Source organism: Micromonospora sp. NPDC049257, from assembly GCF_040678915.1.
In the GTDB taxonomy this organism is placed as follows: domain Bacteria; phylum Actinomycetota; class Actinomycetes; order Mycobacteriales; family Micromonosporaceae; genus Micromonospora; species Micromonospora antibiotica.
The window spans coordinates 161,803-179,911 of record NZ_JBFAQU010000002.1 but is presented as its reverse complement, the minus strand read 5'-3'; the positions used below and the strand labels follow the sequence as shown (position 1 = coordinate 179,911).

Sequence of the window (18,109 nt, the reverse complement as noted above, 5' to 3'; positions counted from 1 at the left end):
GCAGCGCAGCGGAGCCCCGCAGTCGCGAACGAAGGGTTGGTTCGGTGAGCGCGAGGAGTGCAGCGCAGCGGAGCCCCGCAGTCGCGAACGAAGGGTTGGTTCGGTGAGCGCGAGGAGTGCAGCGCAGCGGAGCCCCGCAGTCGCGAACGAAGGGTCGACGCCGGTGAGCGCGAATGTGGGTGGCGGGGACGAACGGGTCGAGGGGACCTGGCAGACGTTGCGCCGGGGGCTGGCGCTCTCGCCCGAGCTGCGTACCGGACTGGCCGGCACGATCGCCCTGGCGCTGGTCTACATGGTCGGCCGGGTGGCGGTCCCGGTCGCCGTGCAACGCGGCATCGACCAGGGGATCGCCGTACCCGGTGGTCCGGACCTCGGGGTGATCGTCACGGTGGTCACCGCCACCACGGCGGTGCTGGTGGTCACCACCGCCTGTGGGTACCTGATGATGCGGCGGCTGTTCACGGTCAGCGAGACCGCACTGGCCAACGTCCGGACCAGGGCGTTCCGGCACGTGCACGACCTGTCGATGCTGCACCAGCAGTCCGAGCGGCGCGGTTCGCTGGTCTCCCGGGTGACCAGCGACGTCGACCAGATCACCCATTTCCTCCAGTGGGGCGGGGTCATCCTCCTGGTCAACCTGGGCCAGCTCGTGGTCACCACGGCGGTGATGCTGGCGTACTCCTGGCAGTTGACGCTGGTGGTGCTCGTCGCGTTCACCCCGGCGGTGCTGATGATCCGGCTGCTGCAGCGCCGGTTGGCCGGGGCGTACGGGGTGGTCCGGCAGCGGATGGGCACCCTGCTCGGCACGATCGCCGAGAGCGTGGTGGGTGCGCCGGTGATCCGGGCGTACGGGGTGTCCGGGCGGACGGCCCGCCGGCTGGACGAGGCGATCGACGGGCAGCGGGTGGCCCAGCAGCGGGCGATCCGGATCAGCATCATGGGCAGCTCGGTGGGGGAGTTGGCGGCCGGGGTGGCACTGGCCGGGGTGGTGGTGGTCGGGGTGTCGCTCGGGGTGGACCGGACGCTGTCCGTCGGCCAGCTCACCGCCTTCCTCTTCCTGGTCACCCTCTTCATCCAGCCGGTGCAGATCGCCACCGAGGTGCTCAACGAGGCGCAGAACGCCATTGCCGGCTGGCGGCGGGTGCTCGACGTGCTCGACATCGCGCCGGACGTGGCCGACCCGGGCGAGCAGGGTCGGGAGCTGCCGGCCGGGCCGTTGGACATCCGCTTCGCCGGGGTGACGTTCGCCTATCCGGGTGGGCCGCCGGTGCTGCACGGCGTCACCCTGGACATCGCGGCGAAGAGCCGGGTGGCGGTGGTCGGCGAGACCGGCAGCGGCAAGACCACCTTCGCCAAGCTGCTCACCCGGCTGATGGACCCGACGCAGGGGCGGGTGCTGCTGTCCGGGGTGCCGCTGGACGAGGTGCGGTTCGACTCGTTGCGGTCCCGGGTGGTGATGGTGCCGCAGGACGGGTTCCTGTTCGACGCCACGGTCGGGGAGAACGTCCGCTTCGCCCGCCCCGAGCTGACCGACGCGCAGCTCACCGCCGCGTTCACCGAGCTGGGGCTGGCCGACTGGTTGGACGGTCTGCCGGCGGGTCTGGCCACTGCGGTGGGGGAGCGGGGGGAGGCGTTGAGCGTCGGGGAGCGGCAGCTGGTGGCGCTGGCCCGGGCGTACGTGGCGGATCCGGATCTGCTGGTGCTGGACGAGGCGACGAGCGCCGTCGACCCGGCCACCGAGGTACGCCTGCAACGCACCCTGGACGCGGTGACCCGGGGTCGTACCACGCTGGCCATCGCGCATCGCCTCTCCACCGCGCAGGCCGCCGACGAGGTGGTGGTGGTGGACCGGGGTCGGATCGTGCAGCGCGGCCCGCACGAGGAACTCCTCCGTGACCCCGACTCGGTCTACGGCCTGCTCTACGCCTCCTGGTTGGAACAGACCCGCTGACCGGCCGGCACCAGACACCGCCCTGCCACCTGCTGTGGACGCTTCGGCTGGCTGGTTGGCGCAGGCCCGCTGACGTCCGGCGCGGTGCCGGTGACGGGCGACCGGCCGCCGGGTCCGTGCCGCCGAGCAGCGTGTCCCTGCGGAATCGGCGGTCGGTGGACGTGGTCGCCCGGGTGCTCTACGCTGCGGGTTAGGTAAGGCTAACCTTTATCGGAGGTGCCCGGTGGCCCCGACCCCTGCTGAGCTGATCCGTACCCTGGTGGCCGGTCGGCTGCCCGGCCTGGTGCATCTCGCCCACCGACCCGGGCCGTTCCACGTCCGGCACGCCACCGACGTGGAGGGGCGGGTGCTGCTGCTCGTCCCGGTCTTCAGCGACCTGGCCGCCGAGCTCGACCCGGGGGTCGCCCGGGACGTCGCCGTGGTGCTCGACGTGCTCGATCTGCCTCCGGCCGCCGGAGCGCCCTCGGCCGGCCGGGCCTGGGTCTCCGGCTGGGCGGTGCCACTGGACGGAGAGTCGGCCCGTCGCGCCGCCGTCGACTTCGCCGCCGTGGACCCGACCGGCGACCTGCTCGACGTCGGGAGCCGCTTCCGGCTGCACCGCTTCGAGGTGGTCGAGGCCCGGCTGGAGACCGCCGGTGTGGTGCACCGGGTCGATCCCGGCGAGTACGCCGCCGCCGAGCCGGACCCGCTGCACGCCGACGAGGCCGCGCTGCTGGCCGATCTCGCCAACCGCCACGGGCCGGAGACGGTCGCGTACCTGCGCGGTCGGCTCCGGCTGACCGGCGACGAGCCCCGGGTGGTACGCCTGGACCGCTACGGCCTGGTCGTGGCGTACGGCCGACCCGGCGACCGCCGCCGCACCCGCCTGCCGTTCCCCCACCCGGTCACCGACCCGGCGGACCTGCCCCACCTCCTGCACCCCCTGCTCCACCTCCCCACCCCCGCCCACCCCCACCCCTGACCCCCACCCCCGCTCCCACCCCCGCCCCCTGCCCCGGTGATCAAGAGGTTTGCGTCATGCCGGGCGGCTTTCGTGACGTAAACCTCTTGATCACCGGGACGGGGCATCACCGGGGCAGGGCATCACCGGGGCGGGGCGTCGCCGGGGCAGGGCGTCGCCGGGGCGGGGTTAGGGGAGGGGGGCGGTGAGGTAGCGGTGGATGGTGGGGCCGAGGGTTGTGGCCAGGGTGTCGGGGGTGGCGGAGGCGACCGGTTCGAGGCGGATGACGTAGCGCATCATGGCCAGGCCGATCATCTGGGTGGCGACCAGGGCGCCGCGCAGCGGCCGTTCCGCCGGGTCGAGGTCGAGCTGGTCGAGCACCCGGCGCAGCACCTGGGTGGTCAGGAACTCGCGCATCAGCCGGGCCGTCCACTCGTTGTTGCTCGCCGAGCGGAGCAGCGCCACCGCCGCCCCGCCGGCCGGCGAGTCCCACACCCCGAGGAACGTGCGGACCAGCCGTTCCCCGATCCCGTCCGGGTCGCCGGCCAGCACGGCGGGCAGCAGCGCGGCCGGGTCGACCGGGATGTCGACGGTGGCCCGGAACAGCTCCTCCTTGCTGCCGAAGTAGTGGTGGACCAGGGCCGGATCGACCCCGGCGGCGGTGGCGACCTGCCGGATCGAGGTCGCGTCGAAACCGCGTTCGGCGAACGCCGACCGGGCGGCGGCGAGGATCGCCTCCCGGGTGTCCTGGTTGCCGGGGCGGCGGCCGGTGCGTCGGGTCACCGGGCTCACCCGCTGCGCCGGCGCAGGGTCGCCGCCGCCAGCACCAGGGCCACCACCGCCGCGCCGGCCACGATCGACACGTCGCGCCACATCAGGCCGGTCGGTGTGGGGTGCGCGCCGACCTCCTGGAGCGCCTCCACCGCGTACGACAGGGGCAGCGCGTCGCTGACGGCCTGGAGCCAGCCGGCCATCTGGTCGCGCGGCACGAACAGCCCGCACAGGAGCAGTTGCGGGGCGACCACGACCGGCATGAACTGCACCGCCTGGAACTCGGTGCGGGCGAAGGCGCTGCACAGCAGCCCCAGCGCGACGGCCAGCACCGCGTTGACCGCGGCGATCAGCACGACCAGCGCGGCGGACCCGGCGGTGGTCAGCCCGAGCAGCCGGTACGCCGCGGCGGCGGCGACGGTCGACTGGACCACCCCGGCCAGCCCGAACGCGATGCCGTAGCCGAAGAGCAGGTCGAGCTTGCCCAGCGGGGTGGTGAGCAGCCGTTCCAGCGTCCCGCTGGTGCGTTCCCGGAGCATCGCGATGCTGGTCACCAGGAACATGATGATGAACGGGAAGAAGCCCAGCATCACCAGGGCCACCCGGTCGAAGGGGGACGGTCGCCCGGGTGGGGCGGGCTGGTCGGCGTACATGTAGTAGACCAGGGTGAGCAGCACCGTCGGCACCACCACCAGCAGCGCCACCGTACGCCGGTCGTGTCGCAGTTGACGCAGGATGCGCCCGGTGGTGGCGGCCAGGATCGTCGGGTTCACGCCGCCTCCCCGATGTCCGCCGGGCCGGCCTCGCCGGCCCGGATGAGGCGCAGGAATGCCTCTTCCAGGTCGTCCACCCCGGTCGCGGCGCGGACCGCGTCGGGGGTGTCGTCGGCGATCAGCCGGCCGTGGCGGATCAGCAGCAGCCGGTCGCAGCGGGCCGCTTCGTCCATCACGTGGCTGGACACCAGCAGGGTGGTCCCGGCGGCGGCCAGGGCGTGGAACCGGGCCCACAGGTCGGCCCGTAGCACCGGGTCCTGCCCGACGGTGGGCTCGTCGAGGACGACCAGTTCCGGTTCGCCGACCAGCGCGCAGGCCAGTGAGGCCCGGCTGCGTTGCCCGCCGGAGAGGGTGCCGACCAGTTGGCCGGCGGCGGCGGCCAGGCCGACGTCGGTGACCGCCGCGTCGGCGTCGGCGGCGGTACGCCCCTGGAGGGCGGCGAAGTAGCGGGCGTTCTCCCGGACCGTCAGGTCGACGTAGACGCTGGGGGCCTGGGTCAGGTAGCCGACCCGGCGGCGTAGCTCGGCCGCGCCGGCCGGTCGACCCAGCACGGTGACCGTGCCCGAGTTGATCGTCTGCACCCCGACCACGGCCCGCATCAGGGTGGTCTTGCCGCTGCCGCTCGGGCCGAGCAGCCCGGTGACCGCGCCGCGCGGCACCGTGCAGCCGATGCCGTCCAGCACCCGTCGTCGACCCCGGTCGACGACCAGGTCGCGGACGGCGATGGCGTCGTCCATCGCGCCTCCTCAAAACTCATCTTGTGTTGAAATCAACGCTAGATGAATTACCCGGTGTCGCGCAACGGTTGACTTCGAGCACGCTCGAACTGAGAACCTGGGGCACGTGGACATCAGCACGCGGGAGAGAGTCCTGTCGGTCGGCGAGGCGGCGGCCCGGGTCGGCCTGACCACCTACACACTGCGCTGGTACGAACAGGAAGGGCTGGTCGCCCCGGTCGGCCGCGACTCGGCCGGCCGCCGCCGCTACACCGAGGCCGACCTGAACTGGCTGATGCTGCTCACCCGGCTGCGCCGCACCGGCATGCCCGTGCGTGACATGCGCCGGTACGCCGAGCTGGCCCGCCAGGGCGACCGGACGCGGGCCGCCCGACGGGCGCTGTTCGAAGCCCACCGGGTCCGGGTACTGACCCGGATGGCCGAACTGGAGGAGGACCTCAAGGTGCTCAACTACAAGATCGAAATCTACCGTTGCGCGGAGGAGGGGCGATGATCCGTCGACAGCTGGGGGCCGACGGTCCGGAGGTCTCCGCGATCGGCCTGGGCTGCATGGGGATGAGCTTCGCCTACGGCGGGCCGGACGACGCGGAGTCGACGCGCACCCTGCACCGCGCCCTCGACCTGGGGGTGAACCACCTCGACACCGCCGACATGTACGGCTTCGGCGCCAACGAGCGGCTGCTCGCCCCGGTGGTGCGGGCCCGCCGCGACGAGGTCTTCCTGGCCACCAAGTTCGGCAACCGACGCACCCCCGACGGCTCCGGGGTTCGCGTCGACAGCAGCGCGGCCTGGGCCCGGGAGGCCTGTGACGCCTCCCTCGGGCGGCTCGGGGTCGACACCATCGACCTGTACTACCTGCACCGCCGTGACCCGGGCACCCCGATCGAGGAGACCGTCACGGCGATGGCCGAGCTGGTCGAGGCGGGCAAGGTGCGCCGGCTCGGCCTGTCCGAGGTCAGCCCGGCGACCCTGCGTACGGCCCACGCGGTGCACCCGATCTCGGCCGTGCAGATGGAGTACTCCCTGTTCACCCGGGACGTCGAGGGGGAGATGCTGGACACCTGCCGGGAGTTGGGGGTGGCCCTGGTGGCGTACTCACCGGTCGGGCGGGGGCTGCTCACCGGGGCGATCACCGGGCGGGACCAGCTCGCCGAGGGTGACTGGCGGGCGGCGGCTCCCCGCTTCGCGGCGGAGAGCCTCGACGCCAACCTGCGCCTGGTGGCCGCCGTCCGGGCGGTGGCCGACGAGATCGGCTGCACGCCGGCCCAGGCCGCCCTGGCCTGGCTGCTCGCCCAGGGCCCGGACGTGCTCCCGATCCCGGGCACCAAGCGGGTCCGCTACCTGGAGGAGAACACCGCCGCCGCCGATCTGCGGCTCACCGCCGCCCAACAGGCCCGGTTGCGGGAGGCGGTCCCCGCCGACGCGGTGGCCGGCGAGCGGTACGCGGCAGCCGGGATGCGGACGGTCGGCCACTGACCTGCGCCGGTCGCCTCTCTCACCACGAACGGCCCGATCCGGTCACCTCGGCCGGTGTCCGGATCGGGCCGCGTGCTCAGGCGACCGTCAGCACCTGCGGCCCTACCCTCGGATCGGGCGCTAGCCTTCTTACCGGTCTTTAGCCCCGACCCGGGCTTCAGCCTTCGGACCGGGCGCTAGCCTTCTGACCGGACAGGATGTCCGCCTTCGGGCATTGCGGACCTGATCGGACGTACGGCACGATGGCGCGGTGGATCACGCTCCGTTGCCGGAGGCCGCTTTCCTGGCCGACTGGACCGACCGGTTACGGGCCTCCGCCGAGCGTCCGGTGGTCGGGATTCTGCTGCGCGGCAGCCACGCCCGGTCAGCCGCCACCGCCTACAGTGACGTCGACCTCGACGTCCTGGTCACCGCGACCGGCCGGCCCGTCCCGGCGGATCCGTGGCACCTGTCACCGCTGTCGGACCCGTCACCGCCCTCGGACCCGGCGTCCCCGCCCGGTGCGGGGCCGTCGGCCCTGTCGCGCCGGGCCGCTGCGCCGGGGCCGCCCGAGCGGGTCGGTCCCGCGCCGGGCCCGCGCCGGGCCGGTCCGCCGTCCGCACCGGGCCCGACCGGTCCGGCCCGGCAGACGACCCCGGTCGACGCCGACCGCGCCGGTCCGGGTGGCACGGGCCGGCCGGCCGAGACGCCGTACGACACCCGTCGCGCCTACCTGACCGAGGTCGACGGGCGGATCGTGCACGTCTCGGTGGCCGCGCGGGACGTCCGCACCTGGGTCGACCGGCTGGGCGAACCCGCCGACTGGGCGTTCGGGCTGCCGGTGACCACCCCCACCCGGCTGCTCTGGGCCGACCCGACCTGGCGTCGCCGGATCGACCTGCCCGTGCTCTGCCAGCCCGCCGACCAGCCCCGGCTGGAGGAGCTGGTCGCCACCCTCGGCAAGGTGGCCGGGGCGCTGGCCGCCGACGACCCGCTCGGCGTCCGGCTGGCCGCCGCCGACCTGGCCCGGCTCTGCCCGTGCGTGCTGCGCCCGGCCAACCCGGGGGTGCGGGTGGTGTCCCGCCGGGCCGCCTTCGCCGCCGCCCTGGACCTGCCGGTCGCGCCGCCGGGCTACCGCGACGACATGCTGCGCTGCCTGGGGGTACGCCCCGCTGCCGCCGCCGAGGTCGGCGTCGCCGCGGCCCGCCTGGTGGCCGGGGTGCTCCCGCTGGTCCGCCCGTACGCCGACCGGATTGCCGAGACGGCCGGCCCGGACCTCGCCCTGGCGCTGCACGATGGCCGGCTGGACCGCTACGTCGCCCAGTTGTCCCGGGCGGTCGGGGACGGGGCGCAGGTGCCCGCACCGCGTGCGGGACAATCGGGAACTGTGCCCGTACCTGACTCTGCCCCCAGCGACGGCGGACCCGCCGACGCGGCCCGCCCGTCCCGTCTCGACCCGGCCATCGCCGCCCGGCTGCGCCGCACCCCGGACGGCCTGGTGGCCGCAGTCGTGCGCCAGCACGACACCGGCGAGGTGCTGATGGTCGCCTGGATGGACGACGAGGCGCTGCACCGCACCCTCACCACCGGCCGGGCCACCTACTGGTCGCGCAGCCGGCAGGAGTACTGGGTCAAGGGCGCCACCTCCGGCCACCACCAGTACGTCCGTTCGGTGGCGTTGGACTGCGACGGCGACGCGCTGCTGGTCGGCGTGGACCAGGTCGGCGCTGCCTGCCACACCGGCGAACACACCTGCTTCTTCACCGAACTCCCGGTCACCGGTCAGGGGGTCCAGCGATGACCGACGGTGCGCTCAGCCCGGATCTCGCGGGGTTCGTGGCGGCGGCGGCCCGGTGGCGGGTGGTGCCGGTGACCCGCCGGCTGCTGGCCGACGCGGAGACCCCGGTGGGGGTCTACCGCAAGCTGGCCGGCGGGCCGGGAACGTTCCTGCTGGAGTCCGCCGAGCAGGGTGTCGGTTCGGCCGGCATGGCCTGGTCGCGGTACTCGTTCATCGGGGTGCGCAGCAGCGCCACCCTGGTCGAACGGGACGGCGTCGCGCAGTGGACCGGCACCCCGCCGGCCGGCGTGCCGGTCTCCGGCGACCCGGTGCACGTGCTGCGGGAGACCGTCGAGGCGCTCGCCGGTGGCACCCCGGACCCGGCGGCGGGCCTGCCGCCGCTGACCGGTGGCATGGTCGGCTACCTGGGGTACGACCTGATCCGCCGGTTCGAGCGGTTGCCCGAGCTGACCGAGGACGACCTCGGGGTGCCGGAGTTGGGCATGATGCTCGCCACCGACCTGGTGGTGCTGGACCACTACGACGGGTCGGCGATCCTGGTCGCCAACGCGGTGCTGCCACCGCTTACCGACCCGGACCGGGCCGACCGGGTCACCGCCGCCTACCACCACGCGGTGGGGCGGCTCGACGCGATGACCACCGCGTTGTCCCGACCGATTCCGCCCATGATCTCGACGGTGGGTCGGCCACCGGCCGGCGACGTGGTCAGCCGCACCCCGGACGGCGGCTACCCGAAGGCGGTCGAGGCGGCGAAGGAGGCGATCCGGGCCGGCGAGTGCTTCCAGATCGTGCTGGCCCAACGCTTCGAGCGGGCCACCGACGCCGACCCGCTGGACGTCTACCGGGTGCTGCGGACGACCAACCCGAGCCCGTACATGTACCTGCTGCGCTTCGACGGGTTCGACATCGTCGGCTCGTCCCCGGAGGCGCACCTCAAGGTCAACGCCGACACCGACGGGCAGCGGCGGGCGATGTTGCACCCGATCGCCGGCACCCGGCCGCGCGGGTCCACCCCGGTCGCCGACGCCCGGCTCGCCACCGAGCTGCTGGCCGACCCGAAGGAACGCGCCGAGCACGTGATGCTTGTCGACCTGGGCCGCAACGACCTGGGCCGAGTCTGCCAGCCGGGCACCGTGCAGGTGCCGGAGTTTGCCACCATCGAGCGGTACAGCCACGTGATGCACATCGTCTCCACGGTGGTGGGCACCCTGCGCGAGGACCGGACGGCCTTCGACGCGCTGGCCGCGACCTTCCCGGCCGGCACCCTGTCCGGGGCCCCGAAGGTCCGCGCCATGGAGATCATCGAAGGGTTGGAGCCGGTGCGCCGAGGGCTCTACGGCGGCACCGTGGGCTACTTCGGGTTCGGCGGCGACCTCGACATGGCGATCGCGATCCGGACCGCGCTGATCCGCGACGGCCGGGCGTACGTGCAGGCCGGGGCGGGGGTGGTGGCCGATTCTGATCCGGCCGCCGAGGACCAGGAGACCCGGAACAAGGCCGCCGCCGTGCTGGCTGCCATCGCCGCCGCCGAGACCCTGCGACCGGCCCGGTGAGCGGCACCGCCTCCGACGGTCCGGCTGTCCCCGACGGTCCGGCGGAATCCGGCGGTTCGGCCACCTCCGGGCGGCGTGAGCTGACGTACGCCGTGCTGCTCTGCCTGGCGGGGGCGGGCCTGGCCACCTGGACGGCGACCCGCACCTGGTCGGTGGAGGTGCTCGCCCGGGGGGCGTTGCCGCCGGCCCGGCAGGACCGCTCCGGGGCGGACCTGCTGCCCTGGCTGTCCGCGTTGGCGCTGGTCGCGTTGGCCGGTGGCGGTGCGGTGCTGGCCACCCGGGGGCGGCTGCGGCGGCTGCTGGGTGGTTTCGTCGCCCTGCTCGGCCTGGCGGTGGCGGCCGGTGGCGGTTACGGGCTGGCCGTCGACCCGGGGGCTGAGGCGCACCGGCAGTGGCCGGCGCTCTGCCTGCTCGGCGGCCTGGTGGCGGCCGGAGGCGGGTTGCTCACCGCGCTGCGCGGCGCGGGTTGGCCGACGATGGGTGCCCGCTACGAGCGGACGGCGCGCGCCACCGGGCCGGACCGGCCCGACGGTCGGCCGATCGCCGAGGGGGGCAACCGGGCGGCGTGGGACGCGCTCGACCGGGGTGAGGACCCGACGGTCAGCTGACCGGCTGCGGCGCGCAGGTGGCGCGCTGGTCCCGAACGGCCCGCCGGTCCTGACCCGGGTGCCGGTCCCGGGCCGCGGCCCGGGTGGCGGCCAGCTCGGCGACCAGGCGGTCCAGCTCGGCGCGCTGGTCGGCGCGCGCCCGGTCGGCGCAGACCGCCTCCCAGGCGTTGCCCCGGGCGGTGCGTACCCGCCCCTCGCCCGCGACGACCCGTTCCAGGGTGTGCACCACCTCGACGGCCAGCGAGGCGACGGTTCGGGAGATGGTGGTGAGTCCGATGCCGGCGTTCGGCCCCGCAGTGCTCATAGGTCACCCCGCACGATGAGATCCGATGGTGGGCAGGCGCATGGTCGAGTCTGCCCGAAACCGATGCTGCCCGGTTCACGTTTCGCCCTGGTGACGGGCCGGTCAACGGCCCCCACCTGCACCGGGCGGAGATCCTTGAGTTTCGTCACAGCCGCCTCGACCGGGCCGAGCTGCGCGGTGCGCCGGAACGTGATCTCATAACGCATATGGGCGTCTATCGATGGTCCGGGCGGCTCCGGACGACGGATGTCGATGACACCCGCCGACGGGTACGGTGGCGCTGTGTGACATTCCGTTCACCGGAGGTCCGGCATCATGCCACAGCCCATCTCGTGAGGAGCGCCATACCCCCGGCACTTGTCGCCAGGTGGCGCCCCCTAGCATCGGCCCATGACACCCGGAGAGGGGAGTCCGTTGGTGACTGCTGAGCATGCGCACGCAGAGGGGGACGGGGCCGGTTCGGCGGCGTCCGCAAGCGTGCTCGACGAGATCCTGGCCGGCGTCCGCGAGGATGTGGCGCGACGGCAGGAGCAGCTTCCGCTGGAGCGGTTGCGCGAACTGGCCGCCGCCGCGCCGCCGCCGCTGGACGCGTACGCGGCCCTGCGCAAGCCCGGCGTGGCCGTGATCGCCGAGGTGAAGCGTTCCTCACCGAGCCGGGGCCGACTGGCCGAGATCGCCGACCCGGCCGAGCTGGCCGGCGAGTACGCCTCGGGTGGTGCCCGGGCGATCAGTGTGCTGACCGAGGGGCGCTGGTTCGGTGGCTCACTCGACGACCTGGCGGCGGTGCGGGCTGCGGTGCAGGTGCCGGTCCTGCGTAAGGACTTCGTGGTCTCCAGCTACCAGGTGCACGAGGCCCGGGCGCACGGTGCCGACCTGGTGCTGCTGATCGTCGCCGCGCTGGAGCAGAACGCCCTGGTCGGGTTGCTGGAGCGGATCGAGTCGCTCGGCATGTGCGCGCTGGTCGAGGTGCACACCGAGGAGGAGGCCGACCGGGCCCTGGAGGCCGGCGCGCAGGTGATCGGGGTCAACGCCCGTGACCTGCGTACCCTGGAGGTCGACCGGTCGGTGTTCGAACGGATCGCCCCCGGCCTGCCGAGCAGCGTCGTCAAGATCGCCGAGTCCGGCGTGCGCGGTCCGCACGACCTGATCCGGTACGCCTCGGCCGGCGCCGACGCCGTCCTGGTGGGCGAGGGGCTGGTCACCCAGAAGAGCCCCCGTGAGGCGGTCGCCGAGCTGGTCAACGCCGGGAACCACCCGGCCACGCCCCGCCCGGCGCGCTGACCCGACGGGCAGATCTGCGCAGCGAGAGGACATCGCGATGAGCGAGCGCGAGCGATTCGTCACCGGCGACGCGACGGGGCGTCGGCGCGCGGACGGCCGGGGAGCGACGGCATGAGCGCCGACGTGACGACCCCGGCCGGCCAATTTCCCGACTCCGCCGGTCACTTCGGCCGGTTCGGCGGCCGGTTCGTCCCCGAGGCGCTGGTCGCTGCGCTCGACGAGCTGGACGCCGCGTACCGCAAGGCGATGACCGACGAGGAGTTCCTCGCCGAGTTCGCGGCCCTGCTGCGCGACTACGCCGGCACCCCCTCCCTGCTCTACTCCGCCGAGCGGTTCTCCGCCAAGATCGGTGCCCGGGTCCTGCTCAAGCGGGAGGACCTCAACCACACCGGCGCGCACAAGGTGCGCAACGTGCTGGGCCAGGCGCTGCTCACCCGGCGGATGGGCAAGCGGCGGGTGATCGCCGAGACCGGCGCCGGTCAGCACGGGGTGGCCACCGCCACCGCCGCCGCCCTGTTCGACCTCGACTGTGTGGTCTACATGGGCGAGGTGGACACCGAGCGGCAGGCGCTCAACGTGGCCCGGATGCGGATGCTGGGGGCCACCGTGATCCCGGTGACCACCGGCTCGCGCACCCTCAAGGACGCGATGAACGAGGCGATGCGGGACTGGGTCGCCAACGTCGACGACACCCACTACCTGATCGGCACCGCCGCCGGCCCGCACCCGTTCCCGGAGATGGTCCGCGACTTCGTGCGCGGCATCGGCGACGAGGCCCGCCAGCAGTGCCTCGACCTGACCGGTGGGCTGCCCGACGCGGTGCTCGCCTGCGTCGGCGGCGGCTCCAACGCGCTGGGCATCTTCCACGCCTTCGTGCCCGACACCGACGTGCGGCTGTACGGCTTCGAGGCCGGCGGCGACGGCGTGGACACCGACCGGCACGCCGCCAGCATCACCGGCGGCACCCCCGGGGTGCTGCACGGCGCCCGCACGTACGTGCTGCAGAACGCCGACGGCCAGACCGTCGAGTCGCACTCGATCTCCGCCGGCCTGGACTATCCCGGCGTCGGCCCGGAGCACGCCTGGTTGCACGACAGCGGCCGGGCCCGCTACCAGCCGGTGACCGACCGGGAGGCGATGGCCGCGTTCGAGCTGCTCTGCCGCACCGAGGGGATCATCCCGGCGATCGAGAGCGCGCACGCCCTCGCCGGCGCGGTGCAGATCGCCCCGCAGCTCGCCGCCGAGCTGGGCCGGGAACCGCTCCTCGTGGTCAACCTCTCCGGCCGGGGCGACAAGGACGTGCACACCGCCGGTGAATACTTCGGCATCCTCGACAAGGAGCAGTGAGACCGTGAGCCGGATCGGGGTGGCCTTCGACAAGGCCCGGGCCGACGGGCGGGCCGTCCTGGTCGGCTGCATGCCGGCCGGGTTCCCCACCGTCGAGGGCAGCATCGCCGCGATGACCGCGATGGTCGAGGCCGGGGTGGACGTCATCGAGGTGGAGATTCCCTACTCCGACCCGGTGATGGACGGCCCGGTGATCCAGAAGGCCAGCGACATCGCCCTGGCCGGTGGCGTCCGTACCGCCGACACGCTGCGCATCATCGAGGCGGTCGCGGCCACCGGGGCACCCGTGGTCACCATGACCTACTGGAACCCGATCGAGCAGTACGGGGTGGACGCGTTCGCCCGGGACCTGGCCGCCGCCGGGGGCACCGGCCTGATCACCCCCGACCTCATTCCCGACGAGGCCGGCGAGTGGCTGGCCGCCTCGGACGCGTACGGGCTGGACCGGACGTTCCTGGTCTCCCCGTCGTCCACGGACGCCCGGCTGCGGATGACCGTCGAGCACTGCCGGGGCTTCGTCTACGCCACCGCCATCATGGGGGTGACCGGGGCCCGCTCCCAGACCTCGGACGCCGCCCCGGTGCTGGTCTCCCGGCTGCGGGAGGTCACCGAGCTGCCCGTCGGGGTGGGTCTCGGCGTCGGCACCGGCGCGCAGGCGGCCACCGTCGCCGGGTACGCCGACGGGGTGATCGTGGGTAGCGCGCTGATCCGCCGGCTGCTGGACGCCCCGGACCTCGACGCGGGGTTGGCCGCCCTGCGTACCCTCTCCGCCGAGCTGGCCGAGGGCGTCCGCAACCCGACCCGCTGAGCCCGCACCCGGCCGGCCCGTCCCACCCTGCCGTCCGTCGCCGAGGTGCGGTACGGCTCGGATTGATCAACTCAGTGGGGGCGCGACGGCGGTGTCCGCTGCGGCGGAATGCTGCCATTTCGCCCCACGGGTGGCGTCCGTCGGGCGACCGGCCGCCGGGGTTGCAGGGTCGGGTGGCAGGTCTGACCGGACCGGGGTGCCACGGCGGGGCTCCGCAGCGGTAGCCTGTGCACCCGTGACCCACGTCTCGATGACACCCCTGGCGGCGCTGCCCAGCCCGACGACCGCCGTCTGGCAGCTCGGGCCGGTCCCGCTGCGGGCGTACGCCCTCTGCATCGTCGCCGGCATCGTGATCGCCTGTCTGGTGACCGAGCATCGGCTGCGCCAGCGTGGCGTCGCCCCCGGCGCGGTGCTCGACATCGCGGTCTGGGCGGTCCCGACCGGCATCATCGGCGCCCGGATCTACCACGTGATCACCTCACCCGAGAAATACTTCGGCACCGGCGGTGACCCCTGGAAGGCGTTCGCCATCTGGGAGGGCGGTCTCGGCATCTGGGGTGCCGTCGCCGGTGGCGCGGTCGGTGCCTGGATCGCCGCCCGGCAGCTCGGCATCCCGCTGACGGTGGTGGCCGACGCCCTCGCCCCGGGCCTGCCGCTGGCCCAGGCGGTGGGCCGGCTCGGCAACTGGTTCAACAACGAGCTGTACGGCGGGCGGACCAGCCTGCCGTGGGGCCTGGAGATCCACCGGATGGACCCGGACAATCCCGGGCACGCGCTGCGCGACGACGCCAACCAGCCCATCCTGGAGCCCGGCCTCTACCATCCGACGTTCGCCTACGAGGCGCTGTGGAACCTCGGCGTCGCCGGCCTGGTGTTCGCACTGGACCGGCGGTTCAAGCTGGGGCGCGGCCGGGCCTTCGCGCTCTACGTGATGGGTTACACCGCCGGCCGGTTCTGGATCGAGCTGATGCGCAGCGACGAGGCGAACCGGATCCTCGGGGTCCGGCTCAACGTGTGGACCGCCGGGCTGGTCTTCCTCGGCGCGCTGATCTACTTCCTGCGGGTGCGGGGCCCCCGGGGTTACCTGATCCCGATCGACGCCCCCGCGCCGGCTCCGGTGACCGGCGGCGACGTCTCCCAGGTCGACCTGTCCCAGACCGGCAAGGGGTCCGCCGCGACGGTCGCGCCGGTGGGCTACCAGGTGGTCGACGAGGAACAGTTCACCGCGTACCGGGAGACCGGGGTACGGCCCGACGGACCCGCCGCCGACGACGCGGCGGCGACCGACGACCAGCCTGCGGGCCACGACGACCAGCCTGAAGGCCACGACGACCAGCCGGCGGGCCACGACGACCAGCCGGCGGGCCACGACGACCAGCCGGCGGAGCCCGACCGGCTCAGCGGCGGTGCGGAGGCGGGGGCCGGCGGCGACCGGGCCGCCGGGACCGGCGCGGGTGACGACGTCGACGCGTCAGCGGGGGCCGGCGGCGCGGGTGGCCGGCCCGCCGACCGGGACAACTGAGCGGGCCCGGCATGCGCAGCGCGGTGGTGGTCGGCGCCGGGCTCGGCGGACTGTCGGTGGCCGGCGCGCTGGCCCGCTCCGGCTGGCAGGTCACCCTGCTGGAACGGGCCGACCGGGTCCGCCCGGAACCCACCGCCGTGGTGCTCTGGCCCAACGGGGTACGCGCGTTGCGGGTACTCGGCCTCGGCGCCGGCCTGGACGCCATCGCCACCCCGCTGCCCGACGGCGGTATCCGCCGCCCCGACGGTCACTGGCTGGCGCAGCCCCGGCCCACCCCGGCCGACCGGATGCCGGTGGTGGTGCACCGGGAGGATCTGCACGACGCCCTGATCGCCGGCCTCGGGGACCGGGTCGAGCTGCGGACCGGGGTCGTGGTGGACAGCGTCCGGGCGAACCCCGACGAGCGGCCCGGGGTCGGGCTGAACGGGCAGTTCGTCGAGGCGGACCTGGTGGTCGCCGCCGACGGCACGGACAGCGTGCTGCGCCGTCAGCTCGCCCCCGAGGCCAGCGTGGTCAGTTCCGGCTGCGCCGCCTGGCGGGCGGTGATCCCCTGGTACCGGGTGCCGGTGCCGGCCGACCAGCCGGTCGGTGGTGAGGTGCTGGGCGCCGGTTACCGGTTCGTGGCGGCCTCGCTCGGCGAGCGGGGGTCGTCCGGCGCGTCCCGTCGAGGTGGCGTCTACTGGGTGGCCACCGCCGCCGGTGCGCCCCGCCCGGAGTCCCCGCAGACCCAGCTCGCCCTGCTCAAGCGGTGGTACGCGGGCTGGCCCGCCCCGATCGGTGATCTCCTGGCGGCCACCGAACCCGCCGACCTGGTGCAGCAGGAGGTGCGTGAGTTGCGTCCGCTGCCCCGGGCGTACGGCTTTCCCGCCGGGCCGGGCGGGGTGGTGCTGCTCGGCGACGCCGCCCACGCCATGCCACCGCACCTGGGACAGGGCGCCTGCCTGGCCTTCGAGGACGCGGCCACCCTGTCGTCGCTGCTGCGCGAGTCCCGGTTGCCCGACGCCGTGCTGGCGTACGACCGGTTGCGCCGTCCCCGGGCGGCCACCGTGGTCCGGCAGACCCGCCGGATGTCGGCGGTGCTCCAGACCCGGGGCCGGCTGGCCCTGCGCGCCCGCGACGCGGCGCTCGGCACGATCAGCCCCCGCCTGCTCTCCGGTGCCGCCGCCGCAGCCGCCGCCTGGCGCCCCCCACCCACCCCCTGACCCGCTGCCCCCGGCTCGCCCGCCCCGCCCCGCCTGCGCGGCCGTCCCCGGGCCGGTGATCAAGAGGTTTACGTCATGCGCGGCCCATTTCCTGACGCAAACTTCTTGATCACCGAGCCGGGGCGGGGCGAGCCGAGCCGAGCCGAGCCGGGACGAGCTGGGGCGGGGCGGGGGAGGGACAGGGGCTGTTAGAGGAGGGCGGTGGGTTCGGCTATGCAGGCGGTGCCGATGCGGCGGAAGCCGACGCGCAGGTAGATGCGGGCGACGTCCTCGCTGCCGGCGGAGAGGAAGACCAGGTCGGTGCCGGCGGCGCGCAGGGTGCGGGCCAGAGTGGCGGTGACCGCGGCGGCGAGGCCCCGGCGGCGGGCGGCCGGCAGGGTGGCGACCCCGGCGACCTCGGCGACGTCGTCGACCCGCATCGCCATCCCGCTGGCCAACGCGCCGTCGTCAGGCGTCCAGGCGACCGCCGACAGTCGCCGGCCGGCGGCGATCGCGGCCCGCTCCTCGTCGAGGGCGGCCACGTCCAGCTCGGTCATCGCGGCGTCCCGTTCGGCCGGGCCGGCGGCGCCGGGGGCGGTGCCGGCGGCGGAGAAACCGACCGCGGCGACCGCGCGGCGGGCCGCCACGTCGAGCGCGAAGCCGGGCGCGTCCGGGTCCAGCACCCGCACCGGTACGTCGGTGAGCGTCGCCGGGTCGGCCGGGATCACCTGCGGGTCGAGCACCATCAGCGGGGCCTCCAGCACGCTCAGGCCGGCGGCCCGGGCGGTGGCGAGCAGGTCCGGGGTGGTCTCGTGCACCCACTCGAACGCCTCGGGCAGGCCCAGCTCACGCTGCCGTTCCCGGACGGTGTGCAGGTCGGCCAGCGACGGTGGCGCGGTGGCGTCCAGGCGGGGGCGGGCATAGAACGGCCAACCGACCCCGTCCCGGGCGAACAGCACCAGGCCGCCGTGTTCCTCGGCGCGGGCGGCGTCCCGGGGCACCGCGTCATAGAAGCGTTCCAACCGGTCGAACAGGTCGCGGTGCGCAGGATCCACCGCGCGAGACTACACGTCCCAGAGT

Annotated in this window: 17 protein-coding genes and 1 pseudogene; 13 read left to right on the top strand and 5 right to left on the bottom strand. The window is 74.4% G+C overall.

What is annotated here, in order from left to right:
- Positions 1–163 precede the first annotated feature (163 nt).
- A complete protein-coding gene (locus AB0K25_RS04735) occupies positions 164–1,951 on the top strand; it encodes an ABC transporter ATP-binding protein (RefSeq protein WP_308290857.1) in 1,788 nt (595 codons plus the stop codon).
- A gap of 223 nt (positions 1,952–2,174) precedes the next feature.
- A complete protein-coding gene (locus AB0K25_RS04730; protein WP_357536952.1) occupies positions 2,175–2,912 on the top strand; it encodes a DUF2470 domain-containing protein in 738 nt (245 codons plus the stop codon).
- Positions 2,913–3,080: 168 nt separating this feature from the next.
- Here AB0K25_RS04730 and AB0K25_RS04725 read toward each other — a convergent pair whose 3' ends face one another.
- The 3 genes from AB0K25_RS04725 to AB0K25_RS04715 are packed head-to-tail and all read right to left on the bottom strand — an operon-like array spanning position 3,081 to position 5,172.
- On the bottom strand, positions 3,081–3,674 hold the full coding sequence (locus tag AB0K25_RS04725; RefSeq protein WP_219463879.1) for a TetR family transcriptional regulator: 594 nt from the start codon (positions 3,672–3,674) through the stop codon (positions 3,081–3,083).
- 5 nt (positions 3,675–3,679) lie between these two features.
- Positions 3,680–4,435: an ABC transporter permease gene (locus AB0K25_RS04720; RefSeq protein WP_219463877.1), complete on the bottom strand. Its 756-nt coding sequence runs from the start codon at positions 4,433–4,435 to the stop codon at positions 3,680–3,682.
- Entirely contained in the window at positions 4,432–5,172 is a 741-nt protein-coding gene (locus AB0K25_RS04715; protein WP_219463875.1) for an ABC transporter ATP-binding protein, read from the bottom strand. The genes AB0K25_RS04720 and AB0K25_RS04715 overlap by 4 nt, the downstream gene beginning before the upstream one ends.
- Positions 5,173–5,278: 106 nt before the next feature.
- Between AB0K25_RS04715 and AB0K25_RS04710 the strand changes: the two genes are divergently transcribed.
- The 6 genes and pseudogenes from AB0K25_RS04710 (at position 5,279) to AB0K25_RS04685 (ending at position 10,586) form a co-directional block, all read left to right on the top strand.
- Positions 5,279–5,665, top strand: a complete 387-nt coding sequence (locus AB0K25_RS04710; protein WP_208569696.1) for a MerR family transcriptional regulator — start codon at positions 5,279–5,281, stop codon at positions 5,663–5,665.
- A complete protein-coding gene (locus AB0K25_RS04705; RefSeq protein ID WP_208569695.1) occupies positions 5,662–6,648 on the top strand; it encodes an aldo/keto reductase in 987 nt (328 codons plus the stop codon). Before AB0K25_RS04710 ends, AB0K25_RS04705 begins: the two co-directional genes overlap by 4 nt.
- Before the next feature lie 250 nt (positions 6,649–6,898).
- Positions 6,899–7,855, top strand: a pseudogene (locus AB0K25_RS04700) (hypothetical protein); the annotation flags it as partial.
- 159 nt (positions 7,856–8,014) lie between these two features.
- Positions 8,015–8,428 (top strand): phosphoribosyl-AMP cyclohydrolase, encoded by a 414-nt coding sequence (gene hisI / locus AB0K25_RS04695; RefSeq protein ID WP_308291109.1) that lies wholly within the window; start codon positions 8,015–8,017, stop codon positions 8,426–8,428.
- Entirely contained in the window at positions 8,425–9,978 is a 1,554-nt protein-coding gene (locus AB0K25_RS04690; protein WP_357014006.1) for an anthranilate synthase component I, read from the top strand. The genes hisI and AB0K25_RS04690 overlap by 4 nt, the downstream gene beginning before the upstream one ends.
- Positions 9,979–10,058: 80 nt before the next feature.
- Positions 10,059–10,586, top strand: a complete 528-nt coding sequence (locus AB0K25_RS04685; RefSeq protein ID WP_357536993.1) for a Trp biosynthesis-associated membrane protein — start codon at positions 10,059–10,061, stop codon at positions 10,584–10,586.
- Here the strand turns inward: AB0K25_RS04685 and AB0K25_RS04680 are convergent.
- Entirely contained in the window at positions 10,579–10,890 is a 312-nt protein-coding gene (locus AB0K25_RS04680) for a hypothetical protein (protein ID WP_357536949.1), read from the bottom strand. The genes AB0K25_RS04685 and AB0K25_RS04680 overlap by 8 nt on opposite strands.
- 477 nt (positions 10,891–11,367) lie before the next feature.
- On the opposite strand from AB0K25_RS04680, the gene trpC reads away from it, so the two are divergent.
- From trpC to AB0K25_RS04655, 5 genes are all read left to right on the top strand, one after another.
- Positions 11,368–12,171: an indole-3-glycerol phosphate synthase TrpC gene (gene trpC, locus AB0K25_RS04675; protein ID WP_176738808.1), complete on the top strand. Its 804-nt coding sequence runs from the start codon at positions 11,368–11,370 to the stop codon at positions 12,169–12,171.
- Positions 12,172–12,282: 111 nt separating this feature from the next.
- On the top strand, positions 12,283–13,518 hold the full coding sequence (trpB, locus tag AB0K25_RS04670; RefSeq protein WP_357536947.1) for a tryptophan synthase subunit beta: 1,236 nt from the start codon (positions 12,283–12,285) through the stop codon (positions 13,516–13,518).
- 4 nt (positions 13,519–13,522) lie between these two features.
- On the top strand, positions 13,523–14,326 hold the full coding sequence (trpA, locus tag AB0K25_RS04665; RefSeq protein ID WP_208569690.1) for a tryptophan synthase subunit alpha: 804 nt from the start codon (positions 13,523–13,525) through the stop codon (positions 14,324–14,326).
- A gap of 250 nt (positions 14,327–14,576) precedes the next feature.
- Positions 14,577–15,848 (top strand): prolipoprotein diacylglyceryl transferase, encoded by a 1,272-nt coding sequence (gene lgt / locus AB0K25_RS04660; protein WP_363818834.1) that lies wholly within the window; start codon positions 14,577–14,579, stop codon positions 15,846–15,848.
- Positions 15,849–15,859: 11 nt separating this feature from the next.
- A complete protein-coding gene (locus tag AB0K25_RS04655; RefSeq protein ID WP_357536945.1) occupies positions 15,860–17,050 on the top strand; it encodes an NAD(P)/FAD-dependent oxidoreductase in 1,191 nt (396 codons plus the stop codon).
- Between the two features lie 188 nt (positions 17,051–17,238).
- Here the strand turns inward: AB0K25_RS04655 and AB0K25_RS04650 are convergent, their stop codons facing one another.
- A complete protein-coding gene (locus AB0K25_RS04650) occupies positions 17,239–18,084 on the bottom strand; it encodes a GNAT family N-acetyltransferase (protein ID WP_219463864.1) in 846 nt (281 codons plus the stop codon).
- Between the last annotated feature and the right edge of the window lie 25 nt (positions 18,085–18,109).